At 65.7% G+C, this 15,921-nt stretch carries 16 protein-coding genes; 11 read left to right on the forward strand and 5 right to left on the reverse strand.

Annotated features, from left to right (window positions below):
• Nucleotides 1-3: 3 nt before the first annotated feature.
• A complete protein-coding gene (locus ACZ9BC_RS19010; protein ID WP_476247300.1) occupies nucleotides 4-1,809 on the reverse strand; it encodes a glycoside hydrolase family 13 protein in 1,806 nt (601 codons plus the stop codon).
• Nucleotides 1,810-1,949: 140 nt separating this feature from the next.
• Between ACZ9BC_RS19010 and ACZ9BC_RS19015 the strand changes: the two genes are divergently transcribed.
• From ACZ9BC_RS19015 to ACZ9BC_RS19035, 5 genes are all read left to right on the forward strand, one after another.
• Entirely contained in the window at nucleotides 1,950-3,239 is a 1,290-nt protein-coding gene (locus tag ACZ9BC_RS19015) for an ABC transporter substrate-binding protein (protein WP_275725120.1), read from the forward strand.
• 6 nt (nucleotides 3,240-3,245) lie between these two features.
• Nucleotides 3,246-4,280: a carbohydrate ABC transporter permease gene (locus ACZ9BC_RS19020; protein ID WP_476247301.1), complete on the forward strand. Its 1,035-nt coding sequence runs from the start codon at nucleotides 3,246-3,248 to the stop codon at nucleotides 4,278-4,280.
• Entirely contained in the window at nucleotides 4,277-5,173 is an 897-nt protein-coding gene (locus ACZ9BC_RS19025; protein WP_275729578.1) for a carbohydrate ABC transporter permease, read from the forward strand. Before ACZ9BC_RS19020 ends, ACZ9BC_RS19025 begins: the two co-directional genes overlap by 4 nt.
• A complete protein-coding gene (locus ACZ9BC_RS19030; protein WP_079598407.1) occupies nucleotides 5,170-5,418 on the forward strand; it encodes a hypothetical protein in 249 nt (82 codons plus the stop codon). The genes ACZ9BC_RS19025 and ACZ9BC_RS19030 overlap by 4 nt, the downstream gene beginning before the upstream one ends.
• 115 nt (nucleotides 5,419-5,533) lie before the next feature.
• Nucleotides 5,534-6,586 carry a LacI family DNA-binding transcriptional regulator gene (locus tag ACZ9BC_RS19035; RefSeq protein ID WP_079598408.1) on the forward strand — a complete coding sequence of 351 codons (1,053 nt, stop codon included), beginning with the start codon at nucleotides 5,534-5,536 and terminating at the stop codon, nucleotides 6,584-6,586.
• Nucleotides 6,587-6,617: 31 nt separating this feature from the next.
• Here ACZ9BC_RS19035 and ACZ9BC_RS19040 read toward each other — a convergent pair whose 3' ends face one another.
• Together ACZ9BC_RS19040 and ACZ9BC_RS19045 are read right to left on the reverse strand one after the other, a co-directional pair.
• Nucleotides 6,618-7,502 carry a DUF8083 family protein gene (locus ACZ9BC_RS19040; protein WP_476247302.1) on the reverse strand — a complete coding sequence of 295 codons (885 nt, stop codon included), beginning with the start codon at nucleotides 7,500-7,502 and terminating at the stop codon, nucleotides 6,618-6,620.
• Between the two features lie 34 nt (nucleotides 7,503-7,536).
• Entirely contained in the window at nucleotides 7,537-8,343 is an 807-nt protein-coding gene (locus ACZ9BC_RS19045) for an exodeoxyribonuclease III (RefSeq protein WP_115526259.1), read from the reverse strand.
• Between the two features lie 158 nt (nucleotides 8,344-8,501).
• On the opposite strand from ACZ9BC_RS19045, the gene ACZ9BC_RS19050 reads away from it, so the two are divergent.
• Genes ACZ9BC_RS19050 through ACZ9BC_RS19065 form a run of 4 tightly spaced genes read left to right on the forward strand, consistent with a single transcriptional unit; the run spans nucleotide 8,502 to nucleotide 12,886 of the window.
• Nucleotides 8,502-10,001, forward strand: a complete 1,500-nt coding sequence (locus ACZ9BC_RS19050; RefSeq protein ID WP_476247303.1) for a CoA-acylating methylmalonate-semialdehyde dehydrogenase — start codon at nucleotides 8,502-8,504, stop codon at nucleotides 9,999-10,001.
• Nucleotides 10,001-11,125: an enoyl-CoA hydratase/isomerase family protein gene (locus ACZ9BC_RS19055; protein WP_476247304.1), complete on the forward strand. Its 1,125-nt coding sequence runs from the start codon at nucleotides 10,001-10,003 to the stop codon at nucleotides 11,123-11,125. The genes ACZ9BC_RS19050 and ACZ9BC_RS19055 overlap by 1 nt, the downstream gene beginning before the upstream one ends.
• Nucleotides 11,118-12,113, forward strand: a complete 996-nt coding sequence (gene mmsB, locus ACZ9BC_RS19060) for a 3-hydroxyisobutyrate dehydrogenase (RefSeq protein ID WP_476247305.1) — start codon at nucleotides 11,118-11,120, stop codon at nucleotides 12,111-12,113. The genes ACZ9BC_RS19055 and mmsB overlap by 8 nt, the downstream gene beginning before the upstream one ends.
• Nucleotides 12,110-12,886 (forward strand): enoyl-CoA hydratase, encoded by a 777-nt coding sequence (locus tag ACZ9BC_RS19065; RefSeq protein ID WP_476247306.1) that lies wholly within the window; start codon nucleotides 12,110-12,112, stop codon nucleotides 12,884-12,886. Before mmsB ends, ACZ9BC_RS19065 begins: the two co-directional genes overlap by 4 nt.
• Here ACZ9BC_RS19065 and ACZ9BC_RS19070 read toward each other — a convergent pair.
• Nucleotides 12,873-13,817: an NAD(P)/FAD-dependent oxidoreductase gene (locus ACZ9BC_RS19070; RefSeq protein ID WP_476247307.1), complete on the reverse strand. Its 945-nt coding sequence runs from the start codon at nucleotides 13,815-13,817 to the stop codon at nucleotides 12,873-12,875. The two genes, ACZ9BC_RS19065 and ACZ9BC_RS19070, sit on opposite strands and share 14 nt — an antisense overlap.
• 113 nt (nucleotides 13,818-13,930) lie before the next feature.
• Between ACZ9BC_RS19070 and ACZ9BC_RS19075 the strand changes: the two genes are divergently transcribed.
• Nucleotides 13,931-14,515 carry a helix-turn-helix domain-containing protein gene (locus ACZ9BC_RS19075; RefSeq protein ID WP_476247308.1) on the forward strand — a complete coding sequence of 195 codons (585 nt, stop codon included), beginning with the start codon at nucleotides 13,931-13,933 and terminating at the stop codon, nucleotides 14,513-14,515.
• Nucleotides 14,516-14,612: 97 nt separating this feature from the next.
• Entirely contained in the window at nucleotides 14,613-15,266 is a 654-nt protein-coding gene (locus ACZ9BC_RS19080) for a DedA family protein (RefSeq protein ID WP_115526252.1), read from the forward strand.
• Between the two features lie 40 nt (nucleotides 15,267-15,306).
• Here ACZ9BC_RS19080 and ACZ9BC_RS19085 read toward each other — a convergent pair whose 3' ends face one another.
• Nucleotides 15,307-15,813 carry a MarR family winged helix-turn-helix transcriptional regulator gene (locus tag ACZ9BC_RS19085; protein WP_476247309.1) on the reverse strand — a complete coding sequence of 169 codons (507 nt, stop codon included), beginning with the start codon at nucleotides 15,811-15,813 and terminating at the stop codon, nucleotides 15,307-15,309.
• Nucleotides 15,814-15,921: the final 108 nt, after the last annotated feature.

A 15,921-nucleotide genomic window follows, 5' to 3' on the forward strand; every position in this document is an offset into this window, starting at 1 on the left:
AGGTCACTTCCTGAGAAGGTAGACGGCGTGGTCCACGGGGACCTCCCGCATCGCTGCCCACTCTTCGGCAGGTTCAGGCCCGCTGGAGAGGGCTACGGTGTACCCCTCAGGAACCGGTGCCGAGGCGAATCCCATGTTGGCGAGGACCAGGACGTCCCCATTGTGGAAGGCCAGCAGGCCGCTGTCCGGTGCATGGACATCGGCCCATGCCACGGCGCCGCGGCCAAGTTTGTGGGCGGAACGGAAGGCAAGGGCGGCCCGGTAAAGCTCAAGCGTGGAGCCTTCCACGCCGTCCTGCCGGTCAGCAGCCAGGGGCCCGAAGCTCTCCGGTTGGGGGAGCCACGGCTGCGGCGCCTGTCCGTTGCGCGGGTCCGAGAACCCGTAGCCCGGCAGGTTGCCGGACCAGGGGAGCGGCACCCGGCAGCCGTCCCGCCCGGTTTCAGCACCCCGTGTCCGGAAAAAAGTGGGGTCCTGCCGGGCGGCGGCCGGAAGCGTGGTGTGTTCCGGCAGGCCCAGTTCCTCGCCCTGGTACAGGTAGGCGGAACCGGGCAAGGCCAGCGAAACCAGGGTGGCAGCGCGGGCACGGGCCAGTCCCAGGGCGGCATCCGGTTGCTCGTCATCCGCGGCGATGCCCTTGGGGAAGGTTGTGGGATCGGACAGCCCGAAGCGGGTGGGATGGCGGACTGTGTCATGGTTGCTGAGGACCCAGGTGCAGGGCGCGCCGACGGACGCTGCGGCTGCAAGGGAGGCTTCCACAGCCTCGGCCAGGCGTTCAGCGTCCCAGCCGGCCAGCAGGAAATCGAAATTGAATGCCTGCTGCATCTCGTCGGGCCGGACGTAGAGTGCCAGCCGTTCCGCCGGCTCCACCCAGGCTTCCGCCACCATCATCCGGTCGCCAGCGTACTCTGCCAGGACCCTGTGCCAGTCACGGTAGATCTCGTGCACCCCGTCCTGGTCGAAAAACGGCGACGGCGGGTACACCGGAGACACAGCACGGTGCGGTTCTTCGGCGTCGGTATGGGCGCCGGGCGCGTCGCCGGGTGGTGTTGCACCAGGGCGCGTGCCGGCGGTGCCTTCCACCATGGCAGCCACCCCGTCCCAGTCGGGCAGGCCTTTTTCCTTGACCATGCCATGGGCTACGTCCACCCTGAAGCCGTCCACGCCCCGGTCCAGCCAGAAACGGAGAACTGACCGCATCTCTTCCTGTACCTCGGGGTTTTCCCAGTTCAGGTCCGGCTGTTTGGTATCAAACAGGTGCAGGTACCACTCGCCGGGGGAGCCGTCAGCGCCCCGGACCCTGCTCCAGGCCGGCCCGCCGAAAATCGACCGCCAGTTGTTCGGTGCCCGGTTGCCGTCCCCCGACCCGGGAACCTCGTCCTTGCCAGGGCGGAAGATGTAGCGCTCCCGTTCCGGTGACCCCGGCAGCGAAGCCAGGGCCTCCTGGAACCATACGTGTTCATCGGAGGTGTGGTTGGGAACCAGGTCGACGATGACCTTCAGGTTCCTGTTGTGAGCATCCTGCAACATGGCGTCGAAGTCGGCCAGCGAGCCGAACAGCGGGTCCACCTGGCGGTAGTCCGCGACGTCGTACCCGCCGTCGGCCTGCGGCGACTTGTAGAACGGGGACAGCCAGATCGCGTCCACCCCCAGGCGTTCGAGGTAGGGAAGGCGGGCCACTATGCCGCGCAGATCGCCCATTCCGTCGCCGTTTCCATCGGCGAAGGACCGCGGGTAAATCTGGTAGACAACAGCGTCCGCCCACCATTCGGAACGGGCCGGGGCGGCGGCAGGAACGCTCAGGTTGGACATTTGGTTCCTCTCAGATAACTTTTTGATGTAAACGCTTGCATTACCCGCAGTCACATTACTAGTGTGATGGTCACCACAACAACCTCACCAAACGAGCGCACTGTCGACTTACTTGTCACTCAGCGAGGAGCTTCAAGCTAATGAAAACCCCTAGATTCCTTCTTCCGGCTGCCACTGCCGGCGTCCTTGCCCTGACCTTGTCCGCCTGTGGCGGCGGAGGCGGCGGCGGGACCACGGGTGGCGGTGGAACCGACGCCGAAGCAAACCTGGACAGCCGGGGCCCCATCACCTACGTACAGGGCAAGGACAACAGCAACGTGGTGCGTCCGCTGATCGAAAAGTGGAACGCTGCCCACCCCGACGAGAAGGTCACGTTCAAGGAACAGACCGACCAGGCCGACCAGCAGCACGATGACCTCGTGCAGAACTTCCAGGCCAAGAACGCGGATTACGACGTTGCCAGCGTGGATGTTGTGTGGACTGCTGAGTTCGCAGCCAAGGGGTGGCTGCAGCCGCTCAAGGACAAGATGGCTGTGGAGACCGAGGGCATGCTCGAACCCACCGTTGAGGCCGGTTCCTACAAGGGCACCCTGTACGCGGCTCCGGTCTCCTCCGATGGCGGCATCCTCTACTACCGCAAGGACTTGGTGCCCGAGGCGCCCAAGACCTGGGCCGAGATGATGGAGATGTGCTCCATTGCCAAGGAAAACAACATCGGGTGCTACTCAGGCCAGTTCAAGCAGTATGAAGGCCTCACGGTCAATGCGTCCGAGGCCATCAACTCGGCCGGCGGTTCTGTCCTGGATGACGAGGGCAAGCCGAACCTGAACACCCCGGAGGCTGAAGAAGGCCTGAACAACCTGGTGGAAGCATTCAAGAACGGGAACATCCCCGCTGAGGCGATCACCTACCAGGAAGAGGAAAGCCGCCGTGCCTTCCAGGAAGGCAAGTTGCTGTTCCTCCGCAACTGGCCTTACGTGTACAACCTGGCCACCACTGAAGGTTCCTCGCAGGTGAAGGACGTTCTGGGCATGGCTGCCCTGCCCGGCGCGGATGGCCCCGGTGCCTCGTCCCTCGGCGGCCACAGCGCAGCCATCAGCGTCTACTCCGATCACAAGGCGACCGCCCTGGACTTCGTCAAGTTCCTGATCGAAGAGGAACAGCAGAAGTTCTTCGCAACCCAGGGTTCGCTGGCTCCGGTCTTCGGCGCTCTCTATGAGGACCAGGAACTGGTTGCCAAGCTGCCGTACCTGCCGGTCCTGAAGACCTCCATCGAGAACGCTGTTCCCCGTCCGGTGACGCCGTTCTACCCCGCTGTCACCCAGGCCATCCAGGAAAATGCCTACGCGGCACTGAAGGGTGAGAAGCCGGCCAAGGATGCGCTGTCCGACATGCAGAAGTCGATCGAGACCGCCGGCGCGGGATCGTAGCAAACCATGGCTACCGAACTGGGCCCGACGCCGGTCAAGCCGGCGTCGGGCGCCACCCCGGTCCACCACGGGCCTAAGGGTGTAGGCGAAGACAACAAGATCCTCAGCCAGGGCAAGTGGGCCACATGGCTCCTTGCCCCCACCATCATTGCGCTCGGCATTGTGATCGTTTACCCGATCATCAGCGCGATCGTCATGTCCTTCCAGAAGGACGCCGGACTCGATCCGGTTACAGGTCTGTTTACGGCCGGCGGCCCGGCGGGCATCCAGAACTATGTGAACTGGCTGGGGCAGCAGTGCGCGGCCCAAGGCGGCGGCACGGTCGCTTGTCCGCCCGGCACCCTCGGGGGCCAGTTCTGGACGGCGACAGGCACCACATTCCTGTTCACGGTGGTTACTGTGGCCTTCGAAACCGTCCTCGGTTTCTGGATGGCCATGATCATGTCCCGGACGTTCAAGGGCCGTGGCCTGGTCCGCGCAGCCGTGCTCGTTCCATGGGCTATCCCCACCGCCGTTACCGCACAGCTGTGGCTCTTTATGTTCGATTTCAACGGCATCATCAACAAGCTGTTCAATGTCTCCATCCTGTGGACCGGCAGTGAATGGCCCGCAAAATGGGCGGTGATCATTGCCGACACCTGGAAGACCACGCCGTTTATGGCGCTGCTCATCCTTGCAGGCCTGCAGATGATCCCTGCCGAAGTGTATGAAGCCGCAAAGGTGGACGGCACCACGGCCTGGCAGCGCTTCCGGCTGATCACGCTTCCGCTCGTCAAACCGGCCCTGATGGTGGCGATCCTGTTCCGTACCCTGGACGCGCTGCGTATGTTTGACCTTCCTTACATCCTCACCGGCGGTGCCAACAACACCACCACGCTGTCCATCCTGGTGATTAACCAAATCAGGCAAGGGTTCAATTCAGCAGCCGCGTTGTCCACCATTACGTTCATCATCATCTTCCTGGTCGCATTCATTTTCGTCCGGTTCCTTGGTGCGAACGTTGTGGAACAAAGCGGAGCCACCGGCAAGGGGAAGAAATGACAACCACATCTGCCTCCACCGCACTGCGGGCGCAGCAGGACAAGGGGCGTAAAGCTTCGCAGACCCGGGAGAAGTGGGCGAGCGCCCGCACGTACATCAGCGCCGCCGTGATCCTGATCTGGTGCCTTGCACCCGCTTACTGGATGGTGGTGACGGCGTTCCGTGAGGTTGGCTTCACCTACGACACCACGCCGTGGCCGACGCACGTGACGCTGGACAACTTCATCACGGCCTTCGATACCTCGTTCGGCAACAGGTTCGGCCAGGCGCTGCTGAACAGTATTTTCATTGGCGTCACTGTCACTGTGATCTCGCTGGTGATCGGTGTGTTCGCCGCGTATGCATTGGCGCGCCTGAACTTCCGGTTCAAGTACCTGGTTCTGGGCTTCATCCTGGGCGCTTCCATGTTCCCCGGCGTTGCCCTTATCACCCCGCTGTTCCAGCTGTTCACCAACATCGGCTGGATGGGCAGCTACCAGGCCCTGATCATCCCGAACATCTCCTTCGTCCTGCCGCTCACCGTCTACACCCTGACCTCCTTCTTCCGCGAGATGCCGTGGGAGCTCGAGGAATCAGCCCGTGTTGACGGCTGCACGCAGGGCCAGGCGTTCCGGAAGGTGATCATGCCCCTGGCAGCACCGGCCATCTTCACCACCGCGATCCTGGCGTTCATCTCCTCCTGGAACGAGTTCCTGATCGCCAGCCAGCTGTCGAATGAGGCCACGAAACCGGTCACGGTTGCCATTGCCAGCTTTGCCGGCGCGCAGCCCAACCAGATCCCGTACACGGCCATCATGGCCGCAGGCACCATCGTCACCATTCCGCTGGTGATCCTGGTGCTGGTATTCCAGCGCAAGATTGTGGCCGGCCTGACAGCAGGTGCAGTCAAGTGACGGGCGACGCTTCCCGTTCCCGCTCGACGGGGGCGGGAAGCAGCCGCCGGCGTGCCAGGTCCGGCGAGGACTTCGACATCATCATCGGATTCCTCGGTTTTTGGGCCCTGGTCCTGCTGGTCGTCACCGTCTGGATGGAGGTGACGGCCCAGCCCGCCCTCGGCTGGGCCCTTGGCCTGCTGGCAACGCTCCTGGCGCTGTACGGCATGGTGCGGCTCCGCCGCAAGCTCCCGGCACGCAGGTAACAGGTCACATCCCGCTGCGTTTAACACCATGCCTGGACGGGATGCAAAAATACGAAGGTTTGGGGTAACGCAGGGCGGAGCGCCTTACGCTGCAAGGAGTTATTGAGGGGACACCGTGGCACGCACAACTGAGAGGTCCCAACGGGGCGGCCACAACGGCGTCAGTATCGAGGACGTTGCTGCGGCGGCAGGTGTCTCAACTGCCACCGTGTCGCGGGCGGTCCGGGGACTGCCCCGGGTTTCGCCGGCAACGCGGGAAAAGATCCTCGAGGTTGCCGCGAACCTGGGTTACGTAGCGTCGTCGTCCGCCTCCGGCCTTGCCACCGGCCGCACCAAGACCATCGGCGTTCTGGCCCCGTTCGTCAGCCGGTGGTTCTTTTCCAAGGCCATTGAGGGGGCCGACCGGGAACTCCATGCCCGGCACTACAACCTCTCCCTCTTCAACCTGGGCGGGCACGGCAGCAACCGGGAACGGCTGTTCAGCAAGACCATGGTCTACAAGCAGATCGACGCCCTCCTGGTCCTGTGTATGGCGTTGACGCACGAAGAGCTGGACCACCTGCAGAAGATCGATATCCCGCTGGTTGTGGTGGGCGGCCATGTGGAAGAGTGCGCCTACATCGGCATCGATGACTACGCCGCCGCCTCAACAGCAGTCCGGCACCTCATCGACCTGGGCCACCGGGACATCGCCCTCTTGCATGGCGACGACGAGACTGACCTCAACTTCGATGTTCCCCGCGTGCGTATCCTGGCGTTCAAGGACGTGATGACGGCGGCCGGACTTCCCACCCGGCCGGAGTGGGACGAATGGGGCGACTTCACTGTACGAAGCGGGCAGGAAGCCCTTCGCAGGCTGTGGTCCAGACCGGGCGACAAACCAACCGCTATTTTCTGCGCCTCGGACGAAATGGCCATGGGGGTCATCTTCGAAGCATCCAGGCTTGGTGTCCGGGTGCCGGAGGACCTCTCGGTGGTGGGCATCGATAACCACGATTTTGCCGATCCCATGGGCCTGACCACGGTAGGGCAGCGGCCGGATGAACAGGCGGAGCTGGCCACCAAGATGCTCCTTGACGAACTGGACGGCCAGCTGGGATCAGTCCAGTCCGCCGTCGCACCCCACGAACTTATCGTCCGGCGCACCACGGCCCCGCCGCAGGGCTAACAGCCCTGCTAAACGCTAAGGCCAGCGGCAGTCAGGACGCGCGGGCCAGTTGCCGGATGGGGATCCACCGGGACGCCAGCCGGCGGTACGCGGCGGCCGCTCCGGTCATGTCGCCCTCCGCAAGGCACTCGATGCCCAGCCGGATGTCCATGGGGGAATCGTCCGGATACACCTTGTCAGCCACGGCGCCATAATCCAGCTCCACCATGGACGCCACGTGGAACTGTTCCAGCCACTCCGTGAGCTGGGCCAGATCGTCCAGCATGTCCAGGTCAGGTGCCGCCAGCGCCAGATTCGCCACCGCGTACCGGGCGCGTTCCAGCGCCTCGGTGATGGGCGCCCACACCCGCACGGTCAGGATCCGCCCCGCGGCCTCCACAACGTCCTTGTGGTCCGACTCCATGAACAGCGAGAACCAGCTGAACGGGATTCCCCATGTTGACGCCCGCGTGTGCACCCGGATGGAACCGTCGCGGGCCTTGACCAGGTCGATCCGCTCCTGGTGCCGGTCCCGCTGCTCCTCGGGGATCAACAGTTCGGCCAGCGGACCGTGGATCCCTTCCATCAGGGCGTTGGCCGCCAGCCCCGCCCGCAGGACCAGCTGGCTGGGACAGTACAGGAGCACCGGTTCGGCGTCGGCGTCGTCATCGGACGTTCCGCCCTGGGAAGCCGGCGCCGTGGTGACGCGGACCAGGTCGGTGCGGCCCGTGGGGAACGGATCACCGCCGGAGCGGGTGATGCGGCCCAGGGATGCCAGCAGTTCAGCGTTTTCGACGGCGGCACGCGAGGCGGTGCGTGCTCCTGCCGCCTGGATGGCCGGGCGCTGCTCTTCCGGAAACGCGTCCAGGGGTTCGTAGACGCGCAGGGTCGAGGAGAATGGCAGGCCTGCCTGGCCCCGGTAGAGGTTTCCCGTCATCACGGTCTCCTTGGAAGGGTCCAGATGGCTGCCATCAGTCCGCCAGTTCCACCAGCACGGGGGCGTGGTCCGAGGCGCCCTTGCCCTTGCGTTCCTCGCGGTCGATCGAGGCGCCGGTGACCCGGCCGGCCAGGGCGGGGGACGCCAGGACGAAGTCGATCCGCATGCCTTCGCGCTTGGGGAAGCGCAGCTGGGTGTAGTCCCAGTATGTGTAGACGCCGGGGCCCGGGGTGTAGGGGCGGACAACGTCCGTGAAGCCGGCGGATTCGAAGGCGTGGAATGCGGCACGTTCCGGCGGACTGACGTGGGTGTACCGGTTGTTCACGAACAGGTCGATGTCCCAGACGTCGTCGTCGAAGGGCGCGATGTTCCAGTCGCCCATCAGCGCAACCTGGGCCTGGGGGTTCTCGGTGACAAGCCCCTGCGCGTGCGTCTTGAGGCTCTCCAGCCACTTGAGCTTGTACGGCATGTGTTCGTCGTCCAGCGAGCGGCCGTTGGGAACGTAGAGGCTCCAGATCCGGATGCCTGCGCACGTTGCTGCCATGGCCCGGGCTTCCTGCACGGGGTCCTTGCCGGCCTTGCCGAAGGAGGGCTGGTCAAGGAACGTCCGCTCCACGTCTTCGAGCCCCACGCGGGAAGCGATGGCTACGCCGTTCCACTGGTTCACGCCGAAGTGGGCCACTTCGTAGCCCATCCGTTCAAAGAGTTCCCACGGAAAGTTGTCGTCCTTGCACTTGGTCTCCTGGATGGCCAGGACGTCGCAGTCGCTGCGCTGAAGCCAGGCTTCAACACGGTCGGCGCGGGCACGGAGCGAGTTCACATTCCAGGTAGCTATCTTCACAGTTCCTAACTTACCGTGGCGGCACCACCGCTGGTAAAGCGGGGCTGAAGCCTGCCCGGCCCCTTCCAGGGTCGGAAACGGCGGATGGAACTTAGTAGGAAGTCCGAGTATATTCGCAACCAAAGATGACCTGGGCCACATGCGAAGGAGCATCAGCCATGGTGCGCGAGCTCTCCCATTACGTCGGCGGTCAGCAGACCCCCGGAACTTCAGGCCGCTTCGGCGACGTCTTCGATCCCTGCACCGGACGCGTCCAGGCCCGGGTTCCGCTGGCCGGCCGGGATGAGGTGCAGAACGCGGTAGCCGCCGCAGGCAAGGCGCAGGCGGAATGGGCAGCGATGAACCCGCAACGGCGGGGCAGGATCCTGCTCGCCTTCGTGGACCTGGTAAACCGCAACATGGACGAGCTGGCCCGGCTCTTGTCCTCGGAACACGGAAAGACCCTCGCCGATTCCAGGGGAGACATCCAGCGGGGCCTGGAAGTGGTGGAGTTCGCGGCGGGTGCACCGCACCTGCTCAAAGGTGAGTTCTCCAGCGATGCAGGCGCGGGAATCGACATCCATTCGCTCCGCCAGCCGCTGGGTGTGGTGGCAGGCATTACCCCCTTCAACTTTCCGGCCATGATTCCGCTCTGGAAGTCGGGTCCCGCCCTGGCCGCGGGCAACGCGTTCATCCTGAAACCCTCGGAGCGGGACCCCTCGGTGCCGCTCCGGCTGGCGGAACTTTACAGCGAGGCGGGCGTGCCGGACGGTGTGTTCAACGTGGTCAACGGCGATAAGGAAGCCGTAGACGCGCTGCTTGAGGACCCGCAGGTCAAGGCGGTGGGCTTTGTGGGGTCCACACCCGTCGCCCAGTACATCTACGCCACTGCCGCCGCACACGGCAAACGGGCCCAGTGTTTCGGCGGGGCCAAGAACCACATGGTGGTCATGCCGGACGCGGATCTTGACCAGGCCGCGGACGCCCTGATCGGCTCCGGCTACGGCTCCGCCGGTGAACGCTGCATGGCAATCTCCGTGGCCGTGCCGGTGGGCGGGGATACCGCCGACCGGTTGGTGGCCAGGCTTAAGGAACGGGTCAAGGCCCTCAAGGTAGGGCACAGCCTGGAGGCGGGCACGGACTTCGGTCCCGTGGTGACGGCCGCCGCCAAGGAACGCATCGAAGGCTGCATCCGGGCAGGGGTGGACGACGGCGCCACCCTCCTTGCTGACGGCCGCGGGCTTCGCGTAGCGGGCTATGACGACGGCTTTTGGGTGGGGCCTACCCTCTTCGACCACGTCACCCCGGACATGGCCGTCTACCGGGACGAGATCTTCGGCCCCGTCCTGAGCGTCGTCCGGGCGGCCACCTATGACGAAGCCCTCCGGCTGTGCACCGACAATCCTTACGGCAACGGCGTAGCCATCTTCACCCGCGACGGTGATGCCGCCCGCGATTTCGCCACCCGGGTGGACGTGGGCATGGTGGGGATCAACGTTCCCATCCCCGTGCCCCTCGCTTACTACACCTTTGGCGGCTGGAAAGCCTCCGGCTTCGGCGACCTGAACCAGCACGGCGCGGACGCCTTCCGCTTCTACACCAAGACCAAGACCGTCACCACGCGCTGGCCGTCCGGAATACGCCACGGAGCCAGCTTCGTGATGCCGGAGGGAAGCTGATGGCGGGCACCTCCGGCCGTGCGGACAAGGTGCAGGGGGACGCGGGCAGTACCGAGGTGCTGTTCGAGCGCCGCGGCCGGCTGGCGGTGGCCACCCTCAACAGGCCCAAGGCAGTCAACGCACTGACCGCCGGGATGGTGGGCATGCTCCTGGAGCAGCTGACCGCCTGGGCTGATGACGACGGCGTCGCCACCGTCCTGGTGCAGGGCGCCGGAGAGCGGGGCCTCTGCGCGGGCGGGGACATCGTGGCCATCTACGAGGACATCCCGCAGGGCGGTGCCCGGACCGCAGCTTTCTGGCAGACGGAGTACCGGGTCAATTCCCTGATTGCGCGTTACCCCAAGCCGTATGTAGCGCTCATGGACGGGCTGGTACTGGGCGGCGGGGTGGGAATTTCCGCCCACGGGTCCGTCCGCGTGGTCACCGAACGCACCCGGACGGGCATGCCTGAGACCACCATCGGATTCGCCCCCGACGTCGGCGGGACCTTCCTGCTGGCCCGCGCACCGGGGGAGGCGGGAACCCACGCGGCCCTGACGGGGGCGCACCTGACCGGTCCGGACGCACTGCACCTGGGCCTGGCGGACCACTACGTCCCGTCTGAGCGGCTGCCCGCACTCGTGGCCGCGCTGGAAAACGAAAGCGCGGAAGACGCCGTCGGACGCTTTACTGCAGGACCTCCGCCCTCGGTGCTGGCCGGCCAGCGCGAGTGGATCGACGCCTGTTACGCCTTCGCCGACGCCGAGGACATCGTCCGGCGGCTCCGCAGCTGGAATGGACAAGGCGCGGCGGACGCGGCACACGCCGCTGACACCATCGAAGGGAAGTCTCCCACGTCGGTCAAGGTCACGCTGGAATCCCTGCGGCGGGCCAGGACACTGGCGCTGGACGAGGCATTGGCCCAGGAATACCGGGTTGGCCTGCGGTTCCTGTCCGGCCCCGACTTCCGCGAGGGTATCCGCGCGCAGGTGGTGGACAAGGACCGCACTCCGCGCTGGACGCCGCCAACGCTCGGGGAGGTGCGTCCGGAACACGTTGCCCGCTTTTTCGAACCGCTGCACGGCAGGGAACTGGACCTCCGTGCAGGCGGGGGACTGCGATTAGAGGAGACGGACCATGTCTGAAAAGTACACCGTGGCCTTCCTGGGGCTGGGGCACATGGGCGGGCCCATGGCCGCGAACCTGGTCAGGGCAGGCCATGGGGTGGCCGGGTTCGACGTGGTCCCGGCTGCCCTCGAAGCGGCCAGGTCCCAGGGAATTCCGGTGGCAGGCAGCGCCACGGAGACACTGCAGGGTGCCGACGTGGTGCTGACCATGTTCCAGAGCGGCCAGCAGGTGCTCGACGCCTACCGCGGAACCTCCGGGCAGCCGGGGCTGCTGGCAGCAGCCGCTCCCGGAACCCTGTTCCTGGACTGTTCCACGATCAACGTCGACGAAGCACGTGAGGCGGCGCATCTGGCCATCGAAGCAGGCCACCGCTCCGTGGACGCCCCCGTCTCCGGCGGTGTAGTGGGCGCCGAAGCCGGAACACTCACCTTCATGGTGGGTGCGGACGCGGAAGACTTCGAGGCCGTCCGCCCACTCCTGGAGGTGATGGGCAAACGCGTGGTGCACTGCGGGACCCACGGGGCAGGGCAGGCCGCCAAAGTGTGTAACAACCTGATTTTGGGTGTGTCCATGATCGCCGTCAGCGAGGCCTTCGTGCTCGGCGAAAAGCTGGGCCTGACCCACCAGGCCCTCTTCGATGTTGCCTCGGCGGCTTCCGGGCAATGCTGGGCGCTGACCACCAACTGCCCGGTGCCCGGCCCTGTTCCCGGCAGCCCGGCGAACCGGGACTACCAGCCGGGGTTTGCCGGCGCACTCATGGCCAAGGACCTCAACCTCGCGGTCAACGCCCTCCGCAGCACCGGGGTGGCGGGACGGATGGGACCCCTTGCCGCCGAAATCTACGATACGTTTGCCGCGGAAGGCGGCGCCGGCCGGGACTTCTCCGCGATCATCACCGATATCCGGGAGAAGTCCGGAAACCAGGGCCCGGATGCCCCGGGGAAGGTGCCGGTAACGCCCGCAGCGCCGGCCACGACAGCACACGACGACGGGAGCCCTGAATGACGGAGTACGCCAACATCCTGGTGGAGCAGCGGGGCCGGGTGGGCCTGGTGACACTCAACCGGCCGCAGGCGCTGAATGCGCTGAACAAGGCCACCATGGAGGAGTTGGTTTCCGCCGTGACAGCCATGGATGCCGATCCCGGGGTGGGAGCGGTGGTGATCACCGGATCAGGCAAGGCCTTCGCCGCCGGTGCCGACATCAAGGAGATGGCGTCCCAGGGCTATATGGACATGTACGCGGCTGACTGGTTCCGGGGGTGGGAGGATTTCACGCGGCTGCGCATCCCCACTGTCGCTGCGGTATCCGGGTTTGCCCTGGGCGGAGGGTGCGAACTGGCCATGATGTGCGACCTCATCATCGCCGGGGACAACGCCAAGTTCGGGCAGCCGGAAATCAACCTGGGCGTCCTTCCCGGCATGGGCGGGTCCCAGCGGCTGACCCGGGCCGTGGGCAAGGCCAAGGCAATGGACCTGATCCTGACCGGCCGGTTCATCGGGGCGGAGGAGGCTGACCGGTGCGGCCTGGTGTCACGCGTTGTTCCTGCCGAGGACGTGGTGGCCGAGGCGCTCAAGGCCGCCGAAGTCATCGCGGCCAAGTCCAAGCCCGTGACCATGGCGGCCAAGGAAGCCGTGAACGCCGCCTTCGAAACCGGGCTCGCCCAGGGGGTCCTGTTCGAGCGCCGGATCTTCCATTCCCTCTTTGCCACGGAGGACCAGAAAGAAGGCATGGCGGCGTTCACGGAAAAGCGCCAGCCGGACTTCAGGCACCGGTAAGCGCCAGGGACTCCCGGTAGGCGCTGACATCGCGGTCCAGTTCTTCAGCCATCAGGTGGTTGTTGATCACGACGGCGGTCCACGCCGCTGCCGCTGCGGACGCCAGCACCTGCGCCCTCAAGTCCGTGACGTTGCCCGCTGCCCAGACGCCGGGCACGGCGGTGGCGCCATCAGCGTCGGTTTCGAGGTAGTCACCGATGCCCATCGGGTGCGCAGTGGCTGAAAGGCCCAGGCCGGAAAACGCCGCGAGGCGGGAATGGACCCGTGCTCCCACAACCACGGCGTCCACCGCCACCTCCGGTCCGCCCGCCAACGCCACTCCGCGCGGGGCATCGTTTTCCACCCTCACGGCTTCCACGGCGCCGGCAACCACCTTCACCCCGCGGGCGGCCAGCTGTTCGAGCTCCCCGTCAGAGGGAACCGTCCTGTCATTGAGGAACAGGGTGATGTTGCTGCTCCACTGCCGGAACAGCAGGGCCTGGTGCACCGACCAGGGGCCGTTGCCGAGGATGCCGATGGCCTGGTCCTGCACCTCCCAGCCATGGCAGAAGGGGCAGTGCAGCACGTCCTTGCCCCACCGCTCCTGAAGCCCCGGAATGTCCGGCAGCTCATCCACCAGTCCAGTGGCGAGCAGGAGGCGCCGGCCACGAAGCCGCCTCCCGTCGTCGAACGTCACCTCGAAGCCCCGGCGCACGTCGCCGCTGGCGGCCGCTACCTCACCCCGCACCATCACGGCACCGTAGTGCTCCGCCTCGGTACGCCCGATGGCCAACAGCTCTGCCGGGTCGATTCCGTCCCGGGACAGGAAGCCATGCACACCCTCGGCCGGGGCGTTCCGAGGCTGGCCGCCGTCCACCACCGCCACTGAACGTCGGGTACGGCCCAGCATCTGGGCTGCGCTCAAGCCGGCAGCACCGCCGCCCACTATCACTACGTCATAGATGGAATCGGCACTCTTGATATTCCCTTTTTAGTCATGGATTCATGATGTGTCCGTTGCTGAAGTATTGGCAAAGTAATTTGCTGGTATGGCAAAATCCGGGGATGGATGAAAACCTCGACGACGTGCTGGCGGCTGTTGGTCCGCGGCTGCGGGCCCTCCGCCTCAGCCGCGATGTCACGCTGACCGCGCTGGCACAGGAAACCGGAATTTCGGTGAGCACACTGTCCCGGCTCGAAGCCGGCCAGCGCCGGCCCAACCTCGAATTGCTCCTGCCGCTGGCAAAGGCGCACCAGGTCCCCCTGGATGAGCTGGTGGGCGCGCCGGACACGGGCGACCCCCGCGTGCACCTGCGGCCCATCGTGGCGAGGGGCATGACCATCGTTCCGCTGACCCGGAAGCCTGGCGGCATCCAGGCCTACAAGCACATCCTGCCGGCCGGCCCGCTGGAGGAGCCCAACCCGCAGGTGCATGAGGGCTACGAGTGGCTGTATGTGCTCAATGGAAAGCTGCGCATGGTGCTGGGAACCCAGGACCTGGTCCTCGGCGCGGGGGAAGCCGCCGAGTTCGACACCCGGATACCGCATTGGTTCGGCAGGGCCGACGGAAAGGCCGTGGAGTTCCTGAGCCTGTTCGGGACGCAGGGGGAGCGCATGCACGTGCGGGCCAAGCCGGCCCCGAAACAGTAGGGGGCCTTCCGGGCTGCCAGCTTGTGTTCAGGACCGTAAGGTAGAAAAGACCGGCAGGAGTCGCGTAGGCGCTGCGGCGGGAATCGGGGGAGAGTTGATGTTGGTTACAGCGACGGGGGCCGCAAGCCCGACGGACGGGCTGGGCGGACTGGTGGGCGTTGCCGCGCGGGCCATCGACAGCCTCGGCGAATGGGGCGTAGGCGCGTTCACCCTCGCTGAAACCGTGGTGCCGCCCATCCCCAGCGAGGTGATCCTGCCGCTCGCCGGGTACCTTGCCAAGCAGGGGTCCCTGAACCTGTTCCTCGTTTTTGTCACCAGCACCCTTGGCGCCTACCTGGGGGCGCTCTTGCTCTACTGGCTGGGAGCGAAGCTGGGGCTGGAGCGGTCCATCCGCGGCCTGTCCAAACTGCCCCTGGTGGACCGTGAGGACTTCGAGCATGCGGCCGGGTGGTTCCGCCGCCACGGCAGGTCCTCCATTTTCTTCGGCCGGCTGCTTCCTGGGGTGCGCAGCCTGATCTCCCTCCCTGCCGGGGCCGCGTCGATGCCGCTGGGGACATTCAGCCTGTACACCCTGGCCGGCAGCGGGCTGTGGAACGGCGCCCTGATTGGCCTGGGGTATTTGCTGGGTACCCAGTACCGGCTGATCGAACAATACTCCCGGTTCCTCAACTACGCGGTGTATGCCGCCCTGGTGGTCACCGTGGTCCTGCTCGTTGCCAGGCGGGTCAAGCGGGCGAAGGCCCGGCGTTGACCTTTGTTCGACCAGGACTCTGACCGTGGAAAGGCTCCCGTCAATCGGCGAAGTCGCCCGCGTTCCGGCGGAAATCCCCGAGGATCCGGATCAACTGGTCAACATCGCGGGGACTGAACCCTGAATCGCTGAACACCTCACTGTTCAGGGCCGCCGTCGAACGCTTCGCCAGGCTGCGCCCCTCGCCGGTGAGCTCGATGAGAGTGGTGCGGCCGTCCGTGGGATGTGGTGAGCGGGCCACCAGGCCGGCCCGTTCAAGCCGGTCCACGGCGTTGGTGATGGAGGTGGGGTGGACCTGGAGCAGGGCGCTGGCCTTCTTCATGGGCAGCGAGCCCTTCCGCGCGAAGCTCAGCAGCGCCAGGAGTTCGTAGCGGGCAAACGTGAGGCCGAACGGTTTGAGTGTTGCTTCGATCCTGGCCAGGAGGATCTGCTGGGTGCGCATCACCGCAGTAATGGCGGCCATGGGCGCGGCAACTTCCGGCCAGCCATGCTCTTCCCAGTTGCGCCTGGCGTCAGCAATGGGATCGCGGGACAACGGAGTACCCATGCCAGCCCCTTTCCGAAAAGCCTGTGAATATACTAGGACATCCAACGGTTCGGCGAGGGAAGGGATCCTAGCCCGTGCAGCCCCAAAGACGCGGCGGCGAGCCGCCGT

The organism is Pseudarthrobacter sp. TE3704 (assembly GCF_056279405.1).